The organism is Caulobacter sp. FV2ye17ST, from assembly GCF_058680955.1.
The window spans coordinates 587,982-608,469 of record NZ_CM178727.1 but is presented as its reverse complement, the minus strand read 5'-3'; the positions used below and the strand labels follow the sequence as shown (position 1 = coordinate 608,469).

Genomic DNA, 20,488 nt, shown 5'->3' with positions numbered 1-20,488 from the left:
CAAGGTCCGCAACGGGTCGAAAGCGCCCCTTGCCCATGCCCCAAAACGGACAGGTCGAGCCGAAACGCACAAAACACATCACGGTCTCCGGGTTCATCCCGGCCGCTTCGCGCCTCACCACCTAACTCAGCGGTCTCCCGCGCGAGGTCAATAAGCGACACTTGACGCCATCTGGTTACATTTGTAGCGTACTGACGACATCAACGCGGGCCCTTTTTACAATGACCGATCCCTCGGAGCTCGAACTCGAAGTCCTCAAGGCCTTCTGGCGCGGCGGCGCGATGAGCGCCCGCGAAGCTCAGGCCCTGATCGCGCCGGAACTGGGCTGGACGCCATCGACCACGCGCACTGTTATCGAGCGGATGGTCGCCAAGGGCCTTCTGGCGCGAAAGTCCGTGCACGGCCTGGCCGTCTATGAGGCCCAAAAGGCCAAGGTCGACGTGATCGGCGGCGTGCTGAACCGCCTGCGCGGCCTGCTGGAGATCGACGGCCGCCTCCCCGCCTCGGCGTTCTCGGGCAGCCAGATCCTGTCCGTTGATGAGCTGGCCCAGCTGGAAACCCTGCTGAACGCCCCCGCCGAGGAGCCCAAGGCATGAGCGCCCTGCTGACCTCGACCGCCATCGGCGTACTGGCCGCCTGGCCCGCCGCCGGCCTAGGCTGGGCGCTGGGCAAGACCGCCGACGCCATCACCGAGGATCCTGGCCCGCGCGCCCGCGCCTGGGCCCTGGCCGGCGCCCTGCCCGCCGCAGCGCTTGGCCTTGTGGTGCTGGCCTCACAGCTTCCGACCTCCGTCGCCCCGCCGATCGTCGCCGTCGCGCCCACGGTCCAGGAGGTCAAGGCCGCGAGCGTGGACCTCGCCGCCCAAAGCCCCTGGCTACCCGACCTGTTTTCGCTGGGTGCGGGCGCCCTGATCGCCGCTTCCGCGGCTGGCCTGGCCGTGGCCGCCGCCCGCCAGGCGCTGGGTCGGCGTCGGCTGGCCCGGATTGTCCGGGGCGCCCACCTGGCGCCCGCCGCCCTGGTCCAGGCCAATCAGGTCGCCGCCGCGCGACTGGGTGTCAGCGCGCCGCCGATCCTGGTCAGCGACCTGGTGGACCAGCCGCTGTTGGCCGGACTTTCAAGGCCCGTGATCCTGCTGCCCTCGCCCCTGGTCAGTCGGCTGGACGCCCCACGCCTGGCCCTGATCTGCGCCCACGAACTGGCTCACCTGAAGCGGCGCGACAACTGGCGGCTGCTGGTGGAAAGCCTGGTCGGCGGCCTGTTCTGGATGGTCCCGCCCGCCGTATTCTTGCGCATCCGCGCCGCCGCCGTGCGCGAGGAGCTGTGCGACCGCCTGGCCCTGAGCGACGCCCCGGCCGTCGCCCGCCGCGACTATGCCGACAGCCTGATCCAGGTGCTGCGCCTGCGCGCCGCGCCTTCCCCCCACCCCGCATTTACCGGCAAGGAAGGACACCCGACCGCCATGCGCCTGAAAGCCATTCTTGAACCCCGCCGCCCCGCTGGCCTGGCCCGCAAGGCCGTATTGGTCGCGATAGGCGCGCTCGCCCTGACCGCCGTGGGCGCCTGCTCATTTGCCGCCGCCGAGCATCGCGTTTCGAACAGCTCCCACAGCAGCACCACCATCAGTTCGGATGGCAAGAACCAGAAGGTCTGGGTTCGAATCGAGGCTGACAAGGTCCAGATCCTGGGCGAGGGCCGATCGGCCCATGAAGGCCATGTCAGCGTGAAGGGACGCCTGCGGGCCTCGGGAACCGTGCTGCTGCTGGACGGTCGCGCGCCGCCGGCCGACTTCGACCCGACCCGCCTGCCCGCCGGCGCCATCCAGCGCGTGGTGCTGACCGATACGCTCGACGAGCCGGATGGCAAGGTGACCGTCGACGTCACCCTGGCCCGGCTGGGCGCCGAGGCCACCCCCATGCGGCCGATTTCTATCATGGCCGACCAGCAGATCACGACCCGCGGCGAGAGCCGTGTGGTGTTCCGCGGCAGGCCCACGATCACGGGCGACGCCTCGGCCATGTCCCTGCTGGTCAACGGCGCCCCGGCGCCCGCCAACCTCGACCCGGCCAAGCTGAACGCGGACTCCATCGACAGGCTGGAAGTGACGCCAGGCGATCAGCGACCCGACCGCAAACCGCTGATCAACATCGTCATGAAGGCCAGCTGATCGGGAGAGGCGTTGCGTACATTGGAAATGACACCGGTGGACAAGGCAGAGTTCCACCGGCATTTTCGCCTCGAACCTTCAGGCGGCGCAACAGACGTCGCCGGTCCGTCGGGGATGAAACAAAGCATGCGCCGCCCGCTTCAGAACGCCGCCGGACTCGCCGCCCTGACACTCGCCGTATCGGCCTGCGCAACCGGCCCGTCCCTCGCCGCGCCGAAGGAGGTCATCGCCTTTCCGGGCGCAGAAGGCGCGGGGCGCCTTTCGGTCGGCGGGCGCGGCGGGGCGGTGATCAGGGTCACAAACTTGGAGGACGCGGGCCCAGGCTCCCTGCGAGCCGCCGTAGAGGCCAGAGGGCCGCGCACGGTCGTCTTCGCGGTGGCCGGCACGATCGCCCTGAAGAGCCCGCTGAAGATCGCCAACGGCCAGATCACCATCGCCGGCCAGACCGCGCCGGGCGGCGGTATCACCCTGCGCGACCAGACCCTGATCGTGGCCGCCGACGACGTGGTGATCCGCTTCATCCGCTCGCGCCTGGGCGCCGAGAGCAAGACCGAAGGCGACGCGATCTGGGTGGCCAAGGGGCGGCGGATCATCCTGGACCACGTGTCGGCCAGCTGGTCGGTGGACGAGACCCTGTCGGCCTCGGCCCGGTTCGACAATCCGGGCCAAGGCTTTCATGACCTGACCGTGCAATGGTCAATCATCAGCGAAAGCCTGGCCCACTCGATCCACGCCAAGGGCGACCACGGCTATGGCAGTCTGATCCGGGGCGGTCAGGGTTCGAAGATCAGCTTCCACCACAATCTGTGGGCCAATCACCTGGCCCGCATGCCGCGCCCCGGCAACTATGACGGGCCTGACAAGGACCCGGTCGGGGCCTTCATCGAGTTCCGCTCCAACGTCTTCTACAACTGGGGCAAGGGCCATGCCGGCTATGACGCCGACAAGGAGGCGCTGGTCGCCTACAACTTCGTCGACAACGCCTATGTCATGGGCCCCAGCTCCGAAAAGCCCGTCGCCTTCAACGAGAGCAACAGCCTGGCCAGGGCCTATTTCGCCGGCAACAGCATGAACGGCGTGGTTCCCGCCGATCCGTGGAGCCTGGTCACTGGCCTGCAGGTGGAAGGCTATCGCCAGGCGGCTCCGATCGACATCGCCCCCATCGCCGCCGATCCTGCCGCGAGCGCCTATGACCGCGTGCTGGCCGACGCCGGGGCTTCGGTGGCGCGCGACACGGTCGACGCGCGGGTCGTGGCCGGGGTGCGCGACCGCAGCGGCAAGATCATCAACAACGAACAGGACGTCGGTGGCTGGCCCGTGCTGGCGCCCGGCGTCGTCGCACCGGATACAGACGGCGACGGCATGCCGGATGCGTGGGAAGCGGCGCACGGGCTCAATCCGAAGAAGCCCGATGGCGCGGCGCCGGCGAAGGGCGGCTCGGGCTGGACCAACCTGGAGCTTTACCTGGCCGATGCGGCGAAGGTTCGCGGGTGAAAGCAAAAAGGCCGAAAGCTTGCGCCTTCGACCTTTTCGACAGGCCTCCTTTCGGAGGCAAGGACTTGCGTCCAGCGGCCTCAGGGCCGTGAAGAGACAATAGGGGGATCGGGCCCAAAAATCAAGGTGCGCTCGGGTCTGGCTCCATGGTCGGCGGTTCGATCGAGTCCAGAATGATCCGGTTCAAAGCCAGACGCACACGTTTGCCGATCTCGCGCATATCGGCCGGATCGATCGTCGGAAAACGAGGATTGGCATAGACGTCCGCCATCGGGCGAAGACGTTCAGAGGCGACCGTGTAAATCTGGTTGCAAATGACCCAGGACCGCTTGTTTGGCTTCTTGGGATTGGGATTGCGCGGCATCTCGTAGGCGTAGACATCTCCGGTGTGATCGATCGTCGTCATGGGCAGGACGAGATGCGGACGATCCAGCTTCTGACCCGAACGAATAACGATCGCCGGATGCACGTCATCGAACTCCGGCAAGACATTCGAGATCGAAAAATCGCACCAATAAACCTGCCCGTATCGCGGAACACTCTTCAGCAGAAGTGGCGGCTTGGGAGGCTTGTAGTGCATTCTTGAACACAGCGCCCAACGACACGATATGCAATTTTTAGTTGCCTTATCGGCAAATGCAATCCCCCTCCCCGCGCGTACTTTGCCCCACCCATCTGTTTCCGCTAGAAGCCCCGCCATGTCGCACAACACCTTCGGTCATCTGTTCCGCGTCACCACCTGGGGCGAAAGCCATGGGCCGGCGCTCGGCTGCGTCGTCGACGGCTGCCCTCCCGGCATCGCCCTGACGGCCGAGATGATCCAGGGCTTCCTCGACAAGCGTCGCCCCGGCCAGGGCAAGTTCGTCACCCAGCGCCAGGAGCCCGACGCGGTGCGGATCCTGTCGGGCGTGTTCGAGGACGGCCGCACCGACGGTCAGCGCACCACCGGCACGCCGATCAGCCTGATGATCGAGAACACCGACCAGCGCTCGAAAGACTATGGCGAGATCGCCCAGGCCTTCCGGCCGGGCCACGCCGACTATCCCTATTTCGCCAAGTACGGCGTGCGCGACTATCGCGGCGGCGGCCGCAGCTCGGCGCGCGAGACGGCCGCCCGGGTCGCGGCCGGCGCCATCGCCAGGCTGGTGATCCCCGGGGTCACGGTGCGCGCGGCCCTGGTGCAGATCGGCCCGCACGCCATCGACCGCTCGCGCTGGGACTGGAGCGAGGTCGACAACAACCCCTACTGGTCGCCCGACGCGGCGATCATTCCGGTGTGGGAAGAGCACCTGGAAAAGATCCGCAAGGCCGGCTCCTCGACCGGGGCCATCGTCGAGGTCGAGGCCACCGGCGTGCCGGCCGGCTGGGGCGCGCCGCTGTATGGCAAGCTGGACGCCGAGCTGGCCGCGGCCCTGATGTCGATCAACGCCGCCAAGGGCGTCGAGATCGGCGAAGGCTTCGCGTCGGCGGCCCTGACCGGCGAGGACAACGCCGACCAGATGCGGATGGGCAACGACGGTCCGGTGTTCCTGACCAACCATGCCGGCGGCGTGCTGGGGGGGCTCTCCACCGGTCAGCCGGTGGTGGCGCGCGTGGCCTTCAAGCCGACCTCCTCGATCCTGATCCCGCGCGACACGGTCAACGAGGCCGGCGAGGAGGTCGAGCTGCGCACCAAGGGCCGTCACGACCCCTGCGTGGGCATTCGCGGCGTGCCGGTGGTGGAAGCCATGACCGCCTGCGTGCTGGCCGACGCCTTCATGCGCCATCGCGCCCAGACCGGCGGCGGGGCCTTTCGCCCCGGCCAGACTGACCGCCTTTAAGACCGCTGATCTGCGAACTTTGCCGAGCGCGACCTGATCGATTGAAAACACTCAGGTTTCTGGGTTGACCTTGTACATTGCGACGCTGTAATGCTTCTTCCCATGCGGACATCCAACAGTAGGTTCGCGCATAGGTTGCGCTAGTGCGCGTCAGGGCTCAAGAAAACGCGTGCGCTTCGACACCCTGAAAATCCTTCTCGTTGACGACAACCAGCACATGCGGCTGCTGTTGACCGAGATGCTGCGCGCCATCGGCGTGCGGAACATCTTCGAGGCCATCGACGGCGCCGAGGCGCTGCACATGATGCGGCGCGTGCCGATCGACATCGTCATCACCGACCTGAAGATGGGCCTGCTGGGCGGGATCGAGTTCGTCAAACTGCTGCGCCGCTCGCCCGACAGCCCCAACCCCTTCGCGCCGGTTCTGATGGTGACCGGCCATTCGACGATGCGGCGCGTCCAGGACGCCCGCGACGCCGGGGTCAACGAGTTCCTGACCAAGCCTGTCACGGGCCGCGGCCTGGTCCATCGCCTGACCCAGCTGATCGACCAGCCCCGTCCGTTCATCCGCTGCGAGGGCTATTTCGGCCCCGATCGGCGCCGCCACGTCGCCGCCGGATACAAGGGACCCTGGCGGCGCGACGAGGATGCGATCTCCATCGACTCCGACTTCGGCTAAGCCGGTCTTAAGACCTGTTAGCCATCATGGGGCCGCTGTTAGTCGGGATAAGCGAGCCATGACCGCCCAACGTCTGATTTCCACCCTCGCCCTGGTTACGCTGGGCCTGGCCCTGCAGGGCTGCATGGCCGCCGGCGCCGTGGGCACCGTGGCCGGCACCGCCATCGGCCTCACCGGCGCTGTGGTCGGGGGCGCCGCCAAGGTCGGCGGCAAGGCTGTCGTCGCCACCGGCAAGGCCGTGATCCCGGGCGAAAGCGCCGCCGACCGCGACAAGCGCGAATACGAAGAGTGGAAGCGCTCGCGCTAGACCTCCCCGGAGGCTCCAACGCTCCCTGGCCTGAACGCGCCTATTCGGCGTCTATCAGGAAGAGGACGCCACGGCTGCCGGGCAGCACGCTATGGGCCTGTCCCGCCGGCACGAGGTAGAAATCACCCGCCGTCATGGGGATCGGACGCCCGTCGATCTCGAGCGTCATCTGCCCTTCGACCACCAGGAACCCTTCATCGAAGTCCGGATGACTTTCGGTGGGGATGCCCGCCTCGTCCATGCGGATGATCTTGATGTTGGCGCCGCCCGTGCGCCCCAGAACCCGGGAACGCCAGGCCTGAGGTAGCTCTGCGGCGTCCTGCATCAGATGGGTGAGCACCGCGACCTCCGATCAGGACAGCGACAGGGCGCAGCTTTCGCCGATGGTCGGGCGCGAGATCACCACGCGCGACAGACCCGGAAAGGTCGGCGTCAGGCGCTCGGCGAAATACAGGCACAGACGCTCCAGGGTCGGGCTTTCCAGACCGGGGCGATCGTTCAGCAGGCCATGATCCAGTTCGGTGGCCACGGCCTTGAGCGCCGTGTCCAGGCCCTCCAGGTCGGCGACCCAGCCGGCGTCCTGCATCTGCCCCTTCACGCTGGCCTCCACCTTGAACGAGTGGCCGTGCAGTTTGCGGTAGCGATGGTCGGCGGGACCTTGCTCGATATAGTGGGCCGCGTCGAACGTCGCGGCCTTCGTGATCTCGAAGACGGGCTTCATCAGGTACTTCTTTTGACAGGGCCTGGGAGGCTCTAGCGCAACGACCCTGTCACCAGGTCGAGCGCCTTATCCGTCAGGGCAGGCCGAGATATTTGTGTGTTTGGACGCTTAAACGCCATTGGGGGTGGGAAAGGCAATAGGCGACCGCCAATTGCGTGTTCCGGTCGCGGTCGGGACCATCCATCGGCTGCAGGTAGAACCGCTCGAAATCCAGGCTCTCGAACCGTTCCGGCAGGGCCTTGTCCTGCGGATAGACCAGCTTCAGCTCCTGGCCCCGGGTCTGGATAACGGGGGCGTCGGCCTTGGGGCTGATACAGACCCAGTCGATGCCGTCAGGCGCCTCGACGGTGCCGTTGCTCTCCACCGCGATCATGAAGCCCCTGGCGTGCAGAGCCGCGATGGCCGGCGGATCCAGCTGCAGCAGCGGCTCGCCGCCGGTGCAGACAACCAGCCGGTCGTTCGGCCCGCCGGTCCACTGGGCCTCGACCGCGTCGGCCAGGGCCTCGGCCGTGGCGAACTTGCCGCCGTTCTCGCCGTCCGTGCCGACGAAGTCGGTGTCGCAGAACGTGCAGACGGCCCTGGCGCGATCCTGCTCGCGACCGGTCCACAGATTGCAGCCGGAAAAACGGCAGAACACCGCCGCCTTGCCCGCCTGACCGCCCTCGCCCTGCAGGGTGAGGAAGATTTCCTTCACGGTGTAGGTCACGGGGCCAGCACCGCGCGGCCGGCGGCGTCCCAGTCCTCATAGCCCTTCTGGCGCAGGTCGCAGGCCGGGCATTCGCCGCAGCCGTGGCCCCAGGAGTGCAGGTCGCCGCGCTCGCCCCGGTAGCAGGTGTGGCTCTCGATCACGATCAGGTCGACCAGGTCCTCGCCGCCCAGAGCCTTGGCCAGGGCCCAGGTTTCCGCCTTGGTCAGCTTCATCAGCGGGGTTTCGATGCGGAAGTCGCGATCCATGCCCAGGTTCAGCGCGGTCTGCATCGCGTCCAGCGTATCGCGCCGACAGTCGGGATAGCCCGAGAAGTCGGTCTCGCACATGCCGCCGACCAGGGCCGGAATGCCGCGCCGATCGGCCAGGGCCGCAGCATAGATCAGGAACACCAGGTTGCGGCCGGGCACAAAGGTCGAGGGCAGGCCGCGATCGGTCATCTCGATGGCCCGGTCGGCGGTCAGGGCGCTTTCGGCGACCGCGCCGAAACCCTTGAGGTCCAGCACGTGATCCTCGCCCAGACGCTCGGCCCAGTGCGGGAAGCGGGCGGCGATCTGGTGACGCACGGCCACGCGCGCCTCCATCTCGATGACGTGCCGCTGGCCATAGTCGAAGCCCACGGTCTCGACGCGGGCATAACGCTCCAGCGCCCAGGCCAGACAGACGCTGCTGTCCTGGCCGCCGGAGAACAGCACCAGGGCGGCGTCAGTCATGGACGGATCTCCGGCCCGGCGCGCGCCGGGCTGCAAAAGGATGGAAACAGAAAGCCATGGCTCCCTCTACACGAGGCGGCGACGGCTCGAAACGGTCCAGCGTTTCGACAGGGTCATGCGACCGCCGGGTAGGGCCCGAAAACCCCCGAAAACCCGTCAGCGCGCCCAATACCCAAGTCCGCAATCGCGCGACGCGAGAGGACGATACTCTTTACAGCGCCCGGTATTTGGGAGCCGGGACCGAGGCTGCCTTAAGGTAAACGCCAAACCGACTTTTCTAATCGTAGTGGAAACTTGCCCCAAACAGGAGAACGTGACGCCGGGGAAAGTGAAAAGGCGTAACCTATCGCCGTTCACTTAGGCTGGCGGCAGTTGACAGTCAAAGAACGCAAGTATGCAATCCTCCAATGCTGCGAGGGGTCAGCCGTACGCCCGCGTAGCGTGAATTGTACGGCGCCGAGGAAACAAACGACGTCCGCAGAAGTCCGCATAAGGACTCGCGGCGTTCAGGGAGGGAATTCGAATGTCGCAATCTTCGCGTTTGCGGAGCCTGCTGGCTATGGGCGCTTCGGCGGCCGTGCTGGCAGCCGTCGCCACACCCGTGCTGGCCCAGACCGGTCAGCAGTCCACGGTCATCGAGGAACTGGTCGTCACCGCCCAGAAGAAGGAAGAAGCCCTTCAGGACGTGCCGATCGCGGTTTCCGCCTTCAGCCAGGATACGCTTGAAGCCCAGAAGATCGACGGGGGTCCGAATCTTCAGCTCGCCATTCCGAACGTCAGCTTCGCCAAGAGCAACTTCACCAACAGCTTCAACTTCCAGATCCGCGGCATCGGGGCCCGGGCGGTCGGCGCAGCGGCCGACGCCGGCGTCGGCGTCCACCTGAACAACGCCCCCCAGCAGTCGGGCAACCTGTTCGAAGCCGAATTCTATGACATGGAGCGCGTGGAAGTTCTGCGCGGCCCGCAAGGCACGCTGTATGGCCGCAACGCCACCGGCGGCGTGGTCAACCTGATCACCGCCAAGCCGACGGACACCTTCGAAGCCATGGCCCGCGCCGAAGTCGGCAACTACGGGACCCAGAAGGTCCGCGGCATGGTAAACCTGCCCATCTTCGGCGACAAGCTCGCCATCCGGGCCGCCGGCGCCTATCTGAAGCGCGACGGCTACATGACCAACACGTTCACCGGCAACAAGGTGGACGACCGGGACCTGTACTCGACCCGCATCTCGGTGATGTTCAACCCCACCGAAAAGCTGCGCACCAACTTCCTGTGGGAACGCTTCGACGAGGACGACGCCCGTTCGCGGACCGGCAAGCAGCTCTGCACCAAGGATAACGGTCCGGCTACGGTCGGCGGCGTCGCCACCGGCGCGGCGCGCATCTTCCTGACCCAGGGCTGCCTGGCCGGCTCGCTGTACAGCAACAACGCCTACGGCACGGTCAACAGCTCGGGCACGCTTACCGGCGAGCTGGGCAACATCTTCGGCTTCACCAGCGGCGACGTGAACGCCGGTGACACGACCGACAAGGACCTGAACAAGTTCGAGTCGTCGTTCGACCCGATCTATCAGTCCAAGTCCGACGTCTATCAGTTCACCCTGAACTACGACCTGACCGACTACCTCACCCTGACGGCGATGACGTCATACAGCGAGAACTCGGTCTATTCGAAGCAGGACTACAACCGCAACGTCTCCGTCGTACCGTTCAACAACACGCCCTTCACGCCGGGCGGCTTCTTCACCGATCCGCAGACGGGCCGGACGAACAAGTTCACCACGCTGGACATCTCGTCCAACACGGCTGAACAGTTCAGCCAGGAATTCCGCCTGTCGTCGAACTTCGATGGCCCGCTGAACTTCAACATCGGCGGCATCCACTTCGACTACGAGTCGGTCACCGACTACTATGTCATCGGCAACTCGCTGACCCTGTCGGCCCTGGCCCTGAACGCCACGACGGCCGGCAATGGCGGCAACCCCAACTGTAATCCGGTCACCCTGCCGACGACCTGTATCGGCATCGACACCGGGGCCACGCCCGACGGCTCGGGCCACAACTATTATGACAACCGCACGCCCTATCGCCTGAAGTCGGACGCCCTGTTCGGCGAACTGTACTGGCAGGCCAATGACGCGCTGAAGTTCACCCTGGGCCTGCGCCAGACGCGCGACCGCAAGGAAGTCGACAACTACAAGACCGTGCTGCTCAGCCCCGGCACCGGCCTGGTCCTCGACCCGGTCACGCCGACCGCCAAGGTCAGCTTCAGCGAACTGACCGGCCGCTTCGGCTTCGACTACAAGCCCGAGCTGTCGATGACCGACGACACCCTGGTCTATGCCTTCTATTCCAAGGGCTACAAGGGCGGCGGCATCAATCCGGGCGTGCCGGACAACGCCATCGGCATCCCGCAGACCTTCGATCCGGAATTCGTCAACGCGTTCGAAGTGGGCACCAAGAACACCCTGATGGGTGGCAGCCTGATCATGAACGCGACGGGCTTCTACTACGACTATCAGGGCTACCAGATCTCGAAGATCGTCAACCGCACCTCGGTCAACGAGAACGTCAACGCCAAGGTCTATGGCCTGGAGTTCGAGTCGATCTGGTCGCCGGTCTACAATCTGCGCCTCAACGCCAATATCGGTTACCTGCACACCGAGATCGGCAAGGGCGTGAAGTCGATCGACACGATGGACCGCACCCAGGGCAACGCGGCCTATACCCTGGTCAAGGTCGGGCCCAGCCTGCCCAACGCCAGCGTCGGCGCCAACTGCGTGCTGGCCAGCGCCGGCGTCGCCACCCTGCTGGCCATCGGCCAGGGCGGCACCCTGCCCTTCGCCTGCGGCGGTCCGGCGGTGTTCTCCGGCTTCCTGCAGAGCCGCGGCGTTCCGGCGGCCACGGCCAACTTCCTGGCCAACGGCACCGGCCTCTATAACTACGGCGCGGGCTATTCGATCGAGGGCACCAGCGCCGACATCTCCGGCAACGAGCTGCCCAGCTCGCCGCATTGGACGACCTCGGTCGGCGCCCAGTATCGCTGGGACATGGCGGCCGGCTGGTCGGCTACGCTGCGCGGCGACTACTACCGCCAGACGGGCCAGTACGCCCGCGTCTACAACACCGACTACGACCGCATCAAAGCCTGGGACAACGCCAACCTGACCCTCAAGCTCGAGAAGTCGGAATGGGGCCTGGAGGTCGACGCCTATGTGAAGAACCTGCTGAACGACATTCCGATCATCGACGCCTACACCAGCGACGACTCCTCGGGTCTGTTCACCAACGTCATCACCCAGGAGCCGCGCCTCTACGGCGTGAGCATCACCAAGAAGTGGTAGCCGACCGTCCCTGACAGGACGCTCTTTTCGGGGGCGGCGGGTCATCCCGCCGCCCCTTTTTATGGCCCGGCCACCCGTCCTTCGCCGCGACATCGGGGTGCGCCTGAAACAGCTTTCCCGGGAATCGGCCGCGACTTAACGACTCCGCAAGGGCGAAGCAGGCAAGGTGATCCTTCACAGACGCCAGCGAAGCGGCCGCATGGAAACGCTATCTCGTCTCATTGATCGCCGTCCGCCGGTCGCCTCCACCACGTCCTGCCAGGACGTATGGGCGATCTTCGACGCGGATCCCCGAGCTTTTTCGGTCGCCGTCGCCGACGGCGCCACGCCGACCGGCGTGGTCTATCGCGATGTGCTGATGGGCATGATGGCCGTCGCCCGCGACACCCTGAGCGCGCGTCCGATCGTCGAGGTCATGGACACCGATCCGCGCCGGGTGAAGATCGACACCGAACTTGGCGATTTCGTCGACGGCCTCGCCGATAGCCCCTCTCCGGTGTTCCGCACCGCGTTCGTGGCCGTTGACCAGGCCGGCGACTATGTCGGCGTGGGCGGGCTCGGCTCGCTGCTGGCCTCCTATCGACGCCGCCAGCGCGAGGCCAAGGACGCCATGGCGCTGGTCGAGCGCATGGCCACCGACATCACGCATCACCTCAACGGCGTCCTGGCCATCACCGAGCGTCTGGAGCAGCAGCGCCTGACGCCGGACGCCAGCGCCTTTGTCCGGGCCATAGGCGACACCAGCCGCGACATGGGCGCCATGCTGGGCCGCGCCATCGATCTGCACCGCTCGGCCGTGGGCCAGCTGCCGATGATCGCCCGGCCCGTGCGGCTGCGCGATCTGGCCGACGCGGTCGAAGCCCGCTGGTCGGCGCGCGCCGCCGAGGGCGGATCCACCCTGCTGTTCTCGTATGACGGCGAGCCCGAATGCGGCGTCGAGGTCGACGGCGAGCGCCTGCTGCAGGTGTTCGACGCCCTGATCGAGAGCGCCCTGGCCAGCGGCCGCGGCGTCATCGAGGCCTGCCTGCAGGCCCGCATCGGCATTGATGGCGTACATCTGGACGGCAGCGTCCGCGACAACGCCGCGGGCCTGGCCGAGGACCGCCTGGCGCGGGTCTTCGCGCCGCTGGGCGCCTCGCGCATCGAGGATCGCACCGAAATGGCCCTGGGCGTAGGCATGGCCCTGGCCCACCGGATCATGCGCGGCATGGGCGGCGAGGTGAAGGCCGAGGCCAATCGCGGCGCCGGCCTGACCGTGCGCTTCGCCTTTGTCGCCCCGTCGGCGCAGATCGACGCTGCGCCCCCGGCCGAACCGACCATCGACGCCCGCGCCGCCCACATCCTGATCGTCGACGACAACGCCACCAACCGCATGGTCGCCGAGGCGCTGTGCGACATGTTCGACTGCACCTCCGAACAGGCGGTCGACGGCGTGGAAGCCGTCGAAATGGCCAAAAGCGGCCGCTTCGACCTGATCCTGATGGACATCAAGATGCCGCGCATGGACGGCGTCACCGCCACCCGCGCCATTCGCGAGATGGGCGGCCGCCCGGCCATCACCCCCATCGTCGCCCTGACCGCCAACGCCGATCCCGCCGACGTCCAGACCTATCTGGCGGCCGGCATGCAGGACGTGGTCGAAAAGCCGATCAAGCCCGAGCGCCTGGCCATCGTGCTCAGCGCCCTGCTGAGCGACGACGCCGACGAAGAGGTCGCGGCCTGATCCAACCCTTGCGACGGAGCAGGTCGAGGCTCTAACCTGGCGTTGAACGCTGGAGTCGCCGTCGCGTGCTGACCACCGCCGAGCAGATCGCCTGGGATTTCCTCAGCAAGGCGCCGCACCACACCACACCCGACGCGGTCGAGACCCATTTCGCCCAGGCCATCGCCGCCTTCGGCTATGACCGCTTCTGCGCCACCCTGATCAACGCCGAGCATTACGGCAAGGAACCGCCCACCCTCAGCCGGCGGGATTTCGACGTCTGGGACGCTCGCTACTGGAGCGAGCGCCATGTCGTCCACGACCCGTGCGTGAAGCTGCTGATGAAGTCCACGCGCGCGTTCGCGTGGTCGGACGCCAAGCCGTTCGGCGACAACCGGCGCGCCGACATCATGTGGGCCGAGGCCTCCGATCTGGCCATGAACGACGGCTTCGTGGTGCGGGTGTTCGGCCCGGCCGGCCACCTGGTGCTGATCCGCATGGCCACCCAGGCCCCCGACACCGATCCCGCCGCCCGCGCCGTGATCGAGAGCCTGGCCACGGTATTTGGCACCATCATGCTCAAGCACTGGGAGCTACAGGACGACAATCCCGACTATGGCGTGATCTCCGAACGCCAGGCCCAGTGCCTGCACTGGGCCAGTCGCGGCAAGACCGACTGGGAGATCGGCGCGATCCTGGAACTGTCGCCCCGCACCGTCCACCACCACATCGAGAACGCCAAGAAGCGCCTGGGCGTGGTCAAGCGTCAGGAAGCGGTGATGAAGGCCGGAGAGCTGGGACTGCTGGGCAAGGGCTGAGACATGGCCTGGCCGCCTCGCGCGGAAAGCCGCCGAGGGGATGGGAAGGGTCGCGGAGCGTCCGGGCCTCGCCCGGATGATGGGATAGTTGAATACCGTTTCGACGAAGACAGACACTCCGCGTGATCGTTATCCCTCTGGCCGGGGCGCGCGGGTCTTGTTCAACCCTATGCCCCACCCGGATTTTCTCCTCCTCGCGACGGACCCAGCCCTCAAGCTGCAAGCCACGCCGATTCCGGAGGAACCCGGAGCGAACCTTCGGACGGGCGGGGGCCTTGGCTTGCCCCCGATAGGCGGGTTTACGTCACCCGCCCTCTGATCAAGTCCGCCGGCCCCGCTCTCGCGACACCGGCAGACCCCGCTCGATCACCCCTGACAGCCGTCGCTGGTCGCCGGCCGGACGCCCTTCCCGTGCTGTCAGGTGAGATTGATTATGCAGGCGGTTTCGACGCGTCTGATTGGCGCGATCAAGTTTTTTACAAGCCGCTGATCTGATTTGATTTTGTTCTAGAAAGAACGGGGATTGAGCGCTCCATATCCCCGCCTTCTCCTAAAATCTCGTCATCCCGGGGCTTGTCCCCGGGACCCATTTGTCCGCCGCAAGGGCGGAGCAGACCCCGATGCTCACGTGGAAGCTGAACCATGGGTCCCGGGGACAAGCCCCGGGATGACGGTGATCTATTGGATTGGCGTCCCGCCCCCCTTCGCGCCGAAGGGAGCCATCCTTAAATCTCACGGCGAGACGATCGCTGGTCTGGAAAGGTCACTCAAGGACCGCCCTCCGGGCGGCCGCTCCGCGGCGGCGAAGCCGTCCTTGACTGACCTTTCCAGACCAGCACGCTGCAGCCTCCAAGAGATTTAAGGATGCGCGGGACGCGGGGCGTCCGCTTGTGGGGCGGAGGGCAAAGCGTGCTTTCGACCCATTGCGGCCCTCGGAACCCCTCTCTCATAGAGAGAGGGAGGGGCCCGCCGCCGCAGGCGGTGGGAGGGTGAGAGGTTTCACCATTTCCGGAAAGGCCCTGGCCGTTCCGCCATTCCCCAGCGAGTTCAGGCCCACCCCAGGATAAGAGCTAGCCACCCCGCAGAGCTAGGTTCCGAGAGGCTGTAACCTCTCACCCTCCCACCGCTTCGCGGCGGGCCCCTCCCTCTCTCTATGAGAGAGGGGTTCCGAGGGCCGCTTCCCCCCCATAGCCGACATGCACCACGCCTTCTAACAGCCCCCCCATAGGCCGTTTGGCCTATCGCCACCGCCCAGAAACCTGACACTTACTCGTGGCCGTCACTTCCGGGGGAACGGCCATGATCCACATCGTCACGTCAGACAATCGCCACCTGTATGGCCCGCAGCTGTGGGCCATGCACGAGCAGCGTCGCCTGCAGTGCGTGGAGAAGAACGGCTGGGTGGATCTGGTCGTGCTGGATGGCGGCGAGGTCGACGACTATGACGACGCCCGCGCCATCTATCTGCTGGGCTTCAACGAGGCCATGGACCTGGAGGTCGGCCTGCGCCTGCGGCCCACCGACGACCGCTGCATGCTGGCCGACAAGTTCCCCCATCTGATCGCCCCGGGCGAGCCGCCCAAGAAGGGCGCCGACATCTGGGAGGCCAGCCGGCTGTTCACCACCGAGGCCTATCGCCGGCGCAAGGGCGGCGGGCGCGGCGAGCGGGTGTTCGAGGCCTGGGCGGCGGCGATGGAGCTGGCCCTGGCGCACGGGGTCAGCCGCTTCGTGGGCATGATCGACATGCAGCTGTATCCCGGCATCCTGAACTCACCGATCGACACCCGGCTGCTTGGCCTGCCCCGCGCCTATGACCACGGGATGGTGGCGGGGTCGGAGATCGCCCTGTCACCCGCCCTGCTGGATCGCGTGCTGGAGGCGCTGGGTCGGGACGGCCCGGTCGGCTACGAGGTCGACGCCCTGGACATGATCGCCTTCGGCGACCTTGGCGCCGTGCAACGGCAGGTGAAGCGGGCCATGACGCCCCAGCTTTGCGCCGGCGTGGAGCGCGACGAGACCCTGGCCGCCCAGACCCTGTTTCGCCTGCACGACACCTCGGATCAGGCGCGCCGGATCTGGGCCCGGCGAGACCAGGCCAGGCCCTCTTTCCTGAACGCCTAGAGCGGCGCGCGCGATCAAGGAATCGCACGCACCACTCTAGTTTTCTCTTTTCGCGTCGCCTTTGCGGAAAACCGGCATCCACTTTTCCGCGCGACGCTCTAGCGCCCCCAAACCCTGCCGCAGGGGGCCTGAAACCCATTTCGGGGCCATGAGTCGCCCGACTCGCGCGACCTAATGCCGCGCCTGACTTACGCCGCCGTCACGGTCGTGTCATGTTGGACAGACAACCTTTGGAGGCGAAAACATGGGCGAAGAAACCGAGGGCCGGCGACCCAATCCGGTCGATCTGCATGTCGGCGGGCGCGTTCGGATGCGCCGCAAACTGCTGGGCGTCAGCCAGGAGCAACTGGCCGATTCCCTGGGCCTGACCTTCCAGCAGGTCCAGAAATACGAGCGGGGCGCCAACCGCGTCAGCGCCAGCAAGCTGTATGAGATCGCCAAGACCCTGCAGGTGCCGGTGTCGTTCTTCTTCGACGGCCTGGCCGACCCCATGGGCGGCTCGGAAGCCGATGACGCCGGCCTGCACGCCGAACGCATCGTCCAGGAGTTCCTGACCACGCCCGAGGGCCTGGAACTGGCCGAAGTGTTCCCGCGCATCGCGCGCGGCCGGGTCCGTCGCCAGGTCCTGGATCTGGTCCGGGCGATGGCCGACGACGCCGGGCGCAACGAAGCCGCCGCCTGATCCACCCGCGCCTGGCGCGACAGCAGACCTCGACGGGCGACCGTCGGGGTCTTCGTGTATCTGCAGGTCAGCTCGCCGAAAGGCGCGCCTGCGAGGCGGCCCAGATGTTCTTGGCCGTCCGCGCCGAGGCGTGGGTCAGGCCGCGCAGGTCGTGGGTCTTGAGCACCTTGAAGCCGACCTCGCGATCCTTCTGCCAGGCCAGCTGAACGTCATGGGCCAGGCCCGCGGCCAGATCGACCAGCTGCACCCGGGCGGGCGGCGCGGCGCCGGCCAGCATCTGCACCCGCACCCCGCCGTCGGAAACGTCGCGGATCACGCAGTCCCAGGCGAAGGCGCCGCACAGCAGCTTTCCCGCTCTCTGGGTCGAGACCCGGGGCGAACCCCGCCGATCACCTTCTGCGCCTGACGCGTACTTTGACATGATCGCATAAACGCATGGTGCGGTTAATCGGCCGTGCAGACGGCGCGTTTTTGTCGCCCCCGCGACCATAGGTCTCGCACAAGCCGCTGAAACCGCGAGGCTTTTGTCGGAAACCCGACGCGGCCGGCCGGCCCCGGATCATGGCGCCGCGCCGTTAACCTTTGCGGGCGGTCAGGCGACCGCCGGCGAGGGCGACCGCTCCAGCGCGCCGGCCAGATCGGCCAGGATGTCGGCCTCGTCCTCCAGGCCGATCGACAGCCGCACCAGCCCCTCGCCGATGCCCGCCGCCGCCCGCTCCTCGGCGCTGTAGGTCGAGTGGGTCATGCTGGCCGGATGCTGGATCAGGGTCTCGGCGTCGCCCAGCGACACGGCGCGGCGGATCAGGGTCAGGCGGTTCATCATCGCCACCCCGGCCGCGTGCCCGCCGGCCAGTTCGAAGGCCATCATGCCGCCGGGCAGGGCCATCTGGCGCTGGGCCAGGTCATGCTGGGCAAAGCTCTTCAGTCCCGGATAGAAGACCCGCGTCACGGCCGGATGGGCCTCCAGCCAGGTCGCGACGCTGGCGGCGCTGGCGCAGTGCTGGCGCATGCGCAGGGCCAGGGTCTTGAGGCCCCGCATGACCAGGAAGGCCGTGAACGGCGACATCACCGCACCGGTCATGTCCTTGACCCCGGTCAGCCGCACGCGGGCCATGTCTTCCACCCCGCCCACGGCGATGCCGCCGATCAGGTCGCCATGGCCGCCCAGATACTTGGTGGCCGAATGCACGACGATATCGGCGCCCAGTTCGATCGGCCGGGTCAGCAGCGGCGTGGCGTAGGTGTTGTCGACCACCAGCTTGGCCCCGCAGGCCCGCGCGACTTTCGCCGCGCCGGCGATGTCGACCAGCCGCATATTGGGATTGGCCGGGGTCTCGAAATAGATAATCCGGGTCTTGTCCGACACCGCCGCCGCCAAGGCGTCCATGTCGGTCATGTCGACCTGGGTGACGGTGATCCCGAACCGCGAGAGCCCGTCGCGCAGGAAGGCGAAGGTGCAGCCATACAGGGTCTGGTCGGTGACCACCTCGTCGCCCGAGCGCAGGAAGCTCCACATCACCGCCGTGATCGCCCCCATGCCCGAGGCCGTGGCGACGCCGGCCTCCGCGCCCTCCAGCGAGGCCACCCGGCGCTCCAGCAGGTCGGTCGTCGGGTTGGAGATGCGCGAATAGAAGTGCCCCGGCCGCGTGCCGGCGAACATCTCGCCGCCGGCCTCGGCGCTGTCGAAGGCGAAGGTCGAGGTCAGGTGGACCGGCGGGGTCAGGGCGCCGTGCTCGTCGGCCGGATCATAGCCCGCGTGGATCGCCCGCGTCGAAAAACCGGTCTCGATAAGGTCGCGCGCCATGACTGTGCTCCGTTGCCAGGGCGCGAGATTGACGCGGATTGACCAGCGGAAGATTGCCAAGTCTGCTAGTAAAGGCATCCGTTTTGGCAGATTCCACCCCAAGGACCCGATATGGACGCCAAGGACCGTCAGATCATCCGCGAACTGCAGAAGGACGGCCGCCTGACCAACCAGGACCTGGCCGAGCGGGTGAACCTGTCGCCCTCCCCCTGCCTGCGCCGGCTGCGCCATCTGGAGGCCGAGGGGGTGATCACCGGCTACACGGCCCTGGTCGACCAGAAGGCCTATGGCCTGCCGATCACCGTCTTCATCCGCGTGCGGCTGGATCGCCACGGCCAGGACGTGGTCAAGGGCTTCGAGGACCAGGTGGCGCGGATCGACCAGATCCTCGACTGCTTCCTGCTGGCCGGCGGCGACGACTATCTGCTGCGGGTGATCGTCGAGAGCCTGGAGGCCTATGAAGACTTCATCCGCCGTCGGCTGCACGCCATCCCCGGCATCGCCTCGATCGACACCAGCTTCGCCTATGGCGTGGTCAAGCAGACGCGGGTGTTTCCGCTGGCGGGAAGCTAGAGCCTGGGCAGCCACATCCCCATGGTCGCGCCGAAGATGCCGACGCTCATGGCCAGGGTCAGGACGAACAGGGCCAGCGCCATGCCGCTCTTGGCCAGCGCCCCGCCCCGGTCGCGGGCCACCCTGTAGACCTCCAGCACCGCCAGCGGCAGCAGCACGTGGGCGAAGGCCAGGAAGATGTCGAACGGTCCGGTGAAGGTGTCATTGTGGCCCACCGGCGCCTTGTGGATGACGAACCACAGCATCATCCCCACCCGATAGAACCAGACCCCGTACATCAGCACGAACAGCCGCAGGGCCCAGCGCTGGTGCAGGGCTATCCGGCGGGCGGCGGCGTGACGCCAGGCCAGGACGGCGCAGACGATCACCAGCACCGCGTTCAGCGTATTGCCGACCGCCATATAGTGTCCGGCGACCGCCCCGCGCGTGAAGGCCACATACAGACCAGAGCCGCTGATCATCAGGGCGATCAGCAGAAACAGCCGGCCGTTCCAGCGATGCAGGGCCGGGACGCGCGACCGGATCTGCGGGACCAGTTGCAGCGCGCCGCTGAAGCTGACGAGACCGGCGGCCAGCAGGTGGACGCCCAGCACCGCATTGCCGCCCAGATCGCCGGGATTGTAGCCGTGCCCGGCCGGCAACACCGTGTTCCAGCGCGCCCACTCGCCCCGCAGCGCGCTGACGCCATAGAGGGTGACGATGTAGTAGCCGAACACCCAAAGCCCGACGACCAGCGCCAGATACCACAGCGCCGCCGACGCCCTGAGCGCCAGGGTGGCCGTCGCCAGCCCATCCCTGCGGCGCGCCGATACCGGTTTCATTCTGCCTGCCTGTTTCCGAA

Annotated in this window: 19 protein-coding genes and 1 pseudogene; 12 read left to right on the top strand and 8 right to left on the bottom strand. The window is 66.9% G+C overall.

Annotated elements, in window-relative coordinates:
- Positions 1–221 precede the first annotated feature (221 nt).
- From ACW17V_RS02975 to ACW17V_RS02965, 3 genes are all read left to right on the top strand, one after another.
- Positions 222–596, top strand: coding sequence for a BlaI/MecI/CopY family transcriptional regulator (locus ACW17V_RS02975; protein ID WP_492107401.1), 375 nt, complete (start codon positions 222–224; stop codon positions 594–596).
- The gene (locus ACW17V_RS02970; RefSeq protein ID WP_492107400.1) at positions 593–2,164 is read left to right on the top strand and encodes a M56 family metallopeptidase; all 1,572 of its coding nucleotides are present in this window, start codon (positions 593–595) and stop codon (positions 2,162–2,164) included. The genes ACW17V_RS02975 and ACW17V_RS02970 overlap by 4 nt, the downstream gene beginning before the upstream one ends.
- Before the next feature lie 126 nt (positions 2,165–2,290).
- On the top strand, positions 2,291–3,658 hold the full coding sequence (locus tag ACW17V_RS02965; RefSeq protein WP_492107399.1) for a pectate lyase: 1,368 nt from the start codon (positions 2,291–2,293) through the stop codon (positions 3,656–3,658).
- A 121-nt stretch (positions 3,659–3,779) separates the two neighbouring features.
- Here the strand turns inward: ACW17V_RS02965 and ACW17V_RS02960 are convergent, their stop codons facing one another.
- Positions 3,780–4,238 carry a type II toxin-antitoxin system PemK/MazF family toxin gene (locus ACW17V_RS02960; protein ID WP_492107398.1) on the bottom strand — a complete coding sequence of 153 codons (459 nt, stop codon included), beginning with the start codon at positions 4,236–4,238 and terminating at the stop codon, positions 3,780–3,782.
- Between the two features lie 118 nt (positions 4,239–4,356).
- Here ACW17V_RS02960 and aroC point away from each other — a divergent pair, with 118 nt between their 5' ends.
- The 3 genes from aroC (at position 4,357) to ACW17V_RS02945 (ending at position 6,464) form a co-directional block, all read left to right on the top strand.
- Entirely contained in the window at positions 4,357–5,478 is a 1,122-nt protein-coding gene (aroC, locus tag ACW17V_RS02955; RefSeq protein WP_492107397.1) for a chorismate synthase, read from the top strand.
- A 169-nt stretch (positions 5,479–5,647) separates the two neighbouring features.
- Entirely contained in the window at positions 5,648–6,157 is a 510-nt protein-coding gene (locus ACW17V_RS02950; protein WP_492107396.1) for a response regulator, read from the top strand.
- Between the two features lie 58 nt (positions 6,158–6,215).
- Positions 6,216–6,464, top strand: a complete 249-nt coding sequence (locus ACW17V_RS02945) for a hypothetical protein (RefSeq protein WP_492107395.1) — start codon at positions 6,216–6,218, stop codon at positions 6,462–6,464.
- 40 nt (positions 6,465–6,504) lie between these two features.
- Here the strand turns inward: ACW17V_RS02945 and ACW17V_RS02940 are convergent.
- From ACW17V_RS02940 to queC, 4 genes and pseudogenes are all read right to left on the bottom strand, one after another.
- Positions 6,505–6,780: pseudogene (locus ACW17V_RS02940) on the bottom strand (cupin domain-containing protein); the annotation flags it as partial.
- A gap of 36 nt (positions 6,781–6,816) precedes the next feature.
- Entirely contained in the window at positions 6,817–7,185 is a 369-nt protein-coding gene (locus tag ACW17V_RS02935; RefSeq protein ID WP_492107394.1) for a 6-carboxytetrahydropterin synthase, read from the bottom strand.
- Between the two features lie 73 nt (positions 7,186–7,258).
- Positions 7,259–7,891 (bottom strand): 7-carboxy-7-deazaguanine synthase, encoded by a 633-nt coding sequence (queE, locus tag ACW17V_RS02930; protein WP_492107393.1) that lies wholly within the window; start codon positions 7,889–7,891, stop codon positions 7,259–7,261.
- Complete coding sequence (queC, locus tag ACW17V_RS02925) at positions 7,888–8,604, bottom strand: 7-cyano-7-deazaguanine synthase QueC (protein WP_492107392.1); 717 nt, start codon at positions 8,602–8,604, stop codon at positions 7,888–7,890. The genes queE and queC overlap by 4 nt, the downstream gene beginning before the upstream one ends.
- Positions 8,605–9,127: 523 nt before the next feature.
- On the opposite strand from queC, the gene ACW17V_RS02920 reads away from it, so the two are divergent.
- From ACW17V_RS02920 to ACW17V_RS02900, 5 genes are all read left to right on the top strand, one after another.
- On the top strand, positions 9,128–11,947 hold the full coding sequence (locus ACW17V_RS02920) for a TonB-dependent receptor (protein ID WP_492107391.1): 2,820 nt from the start codon (positions 9,128–9,130) through the stop codon (positions 11,945–11,947).
- 199 nt (positions 11,948–12,146) lie between these two features.
- Positions 12,147–13,670, top strand: coding sequence for a response regulator (locus ACW17V_RS02915; RefSeq protein WP_492107390.1), 1,524 nt, complete (start codon positions 12,147–12,149; stop codon positions 13,668–13,670).
- Positions 13,671–13,735: 65 nt separating this feature from the next.
- Positions 13,736–14,467 carry a helix-turn-helix transcriptional regulator gene (locus tag ACW17V_RS02910; RefSeq protein ID WP_492107389.1) on the top strand — a complete coding sequence of 244 codons (732 nt, stop codon included), beginning with the start codon at positions 13,736–13,738 and terminating at the stop codon, positions 14,465–14,467.
- A gap of 1,299 nt (positions 14,468–15,766) precedes the next feature.
- Positions 15,767–16,588: an acyl-homoserine-lactone synthase gene (locus ACW17V_RS02905; RefSeq protein ID WP_492107388.1), complete on the top strand. Its 822-nt coding sequence runs from the start codon at positions 15,767–15,769 to the stop codon at positions 16,586–16,588.
- Between the two features lie 244 nt (positions 16,589–16,832).
- On the top strand, positions 16,833–17,270 hold the full coding sequence (locus ACW17V_RS02900) for a helix-turn-helix domain-containing protein (protein ID WP_419254172.1): 438 nt from the start codon (positions 16,833–16,835) through the stop codon (positions 17,268–17,270).
- Positions 17,271–17,337: 67 nt separating this feature from the next.
- Here the strand turns inward: ACW17V_RS02900 and ACW17V_RS02895 are convergent, their stop codons facing one another.
- The gene (locus tag ACW17V_RS02895) at positions 17,338–17,691 is read right to left on the bottom strand and encodes a PilZ domain-containing protein (protein WP_492107387.1); all 354 of its coding nucleotides are present in this window, start codon (positions 17,689–17,691) and stop codon (positions 17,338–17,340) included.
- A gap of 171 nt (positions 17,692–17,862) precedes the next feature.
- On the bottom strand, positions 17,863–19,074 hold the full coding sequence (locus tag ACW17V_RS02890) for a methionine gamma-lyase (protein ID WP_492107386.1): 1,212 nt from the start codon (positions 19,072–19,074) through the stop codon (positions 17,863–17,865).
- 111 nt (positions 19,075–19,185) lie between these two features.
- Here ACW17V_RS02890 and ACW17V_RS02885 point away from each other — a divergent pair, with 111 nt between their 5' ends.
- On the top strand, positions 19,186–19,647 hold the full coding sequence (locus ACW17V_RS02885) for an Lrp/AsnC family transcriptional regulator (RefSeq protein WP_492107385.1): 462 nt from the start codon (positions 19,186–19,188) through the stop codon (positions 19,645–19,647).
- Here the strand turns inward: ACW17V_RS02885 and ACW17V_RS02880 are convergent.
- Positions 19,644–20,468: a DUF2306 domain-containing protein gene (locus tag ACW17V_RS02880; protein ID WP_492107384.1), complete on the bottom strand. Its 825-nt coding sequence runs from the start codon at positions 20,466–20,468 to the stop codon at positions 19,644–19,646. The genes ACW17V_RS02885 and ACW17V_RS02880 overlap by 4 nt on opposite strands.
- Positions 20,469–20,488 lie beyond the last annotated feature (20 nt).

Bases quoted from the DNA above. Each gene is read 5' to 3' on its own strand.
- ACW17V_RS02975 (WP_492107401.1), top strand. From the start codon at position 222: ATGACCGATCCCTCGGAGCTCGAACTCGAAGTCCTCAAGGCCTTCTGG.
- ACW17V_RS02970 (WP_492107400.1), top strand. From the start codon at position 593: ATGAGCGCCCTGCTGACCTCGACCGCCATCGGCGTACTGGCCGCCTGG.
- ACW17V_RS02965 (WP_492107399.1), top strand. From the start codon at position 2,291: ATGCGCCGCCCGCTTCAGAACGCCGCCGGACTCGCCGCCCTGACACTC.
- ACW17V_RS02960 (WP_492107398.1), bottom strand. From the start codon at position 4,238: ATGCACTACAAGCCTCCCAAGCCGCCACTTCTGCTGAAGAGTGTTCCG.
- aroC (WP_492107397.1), top strand. From the start codon at position 4,357: ATGTCGCACAACACCTTCGGTCATCTGTTCCGCGTCACCACCTGGGGC.
- ACW17V_RS02945 (WP_492107395.1), top strand. From the start codon at position 6,216: ATGACCGCCCAACGTCTGATTTCCACCCTCGCCCTGGTTACGCTGGGC.
- ACW17V_RS02935 (WP_492107394.1), bottom strand. From the start codon at position 7,185: ATGAAGCCCGTCTTCGAGATCACGAAGGCCGCGACGTTCGACGCGGCC.
- queC (WP_492107392.1), bottom strand. From the start codon at position 8,604: ATGACTGACGCCGCCCTGGTGCTGTTCTCCGGCGGCCAGGACAGCAGC.
- ACW17V_RS02920 (WP_492107391.1), top strand. From the start codon at position 9,128: ATGTCGCAATCTTCGCGTTTGCGGAGCCTGCTGGCTATGGGCGCTTCG.
- ACW17V_RS02915 (WP_492107390.1), top strand. From the start codon at position 12,147: ATGGAAACGCTATCTCGTCTCATTGATCGCCGTCCGCCGGTCGCCTCC.
- ACW17V_RS02905 (WP_492107388.1), top strand. From the start codon at position 15,767: ATGATCCACATCGTCACGTCAGACAATCGCCACCTGTATGGCCCGCAG.
- ACW17V_RS02900 (WP_419254172.1), top strand. From the start codon at position 16,833: ATGGGCGAAGAAACCGAGGGCCGGCGACCCAATCCGGTCGATCTGCAT.
- ACW17V_RS02895 (WP_492107387.1), bottom strand. From the start codon at position 17,691: ATGTCAAAGTACGCGTCAGGCGCAGAAGGTGATCGGCGGGGTTCGCCC.
- ACW17V_RS02890 (WP_492107386.1), bottom strand. From the start codon at position 19,074: ATGGCGCGCGACCTTATCGAGACCGGTTTTTCGACGCGGGCGATCCAC.
- ACW17V_RS02885 (WP_492107385.1), top strand. From the start codon at position 19,186: ATGGACGCCAAGGACCGTCAGATCATCCGCGAACTGCAGAAGGACGGC.
- ACW17V_RS02880 (WP_492107384.1), bottom strand. From the start codon at position 20,468: ATGAAACCGGTATCGGCGCGCCGCAGGGATGGGCTGGCGACGGCCACC.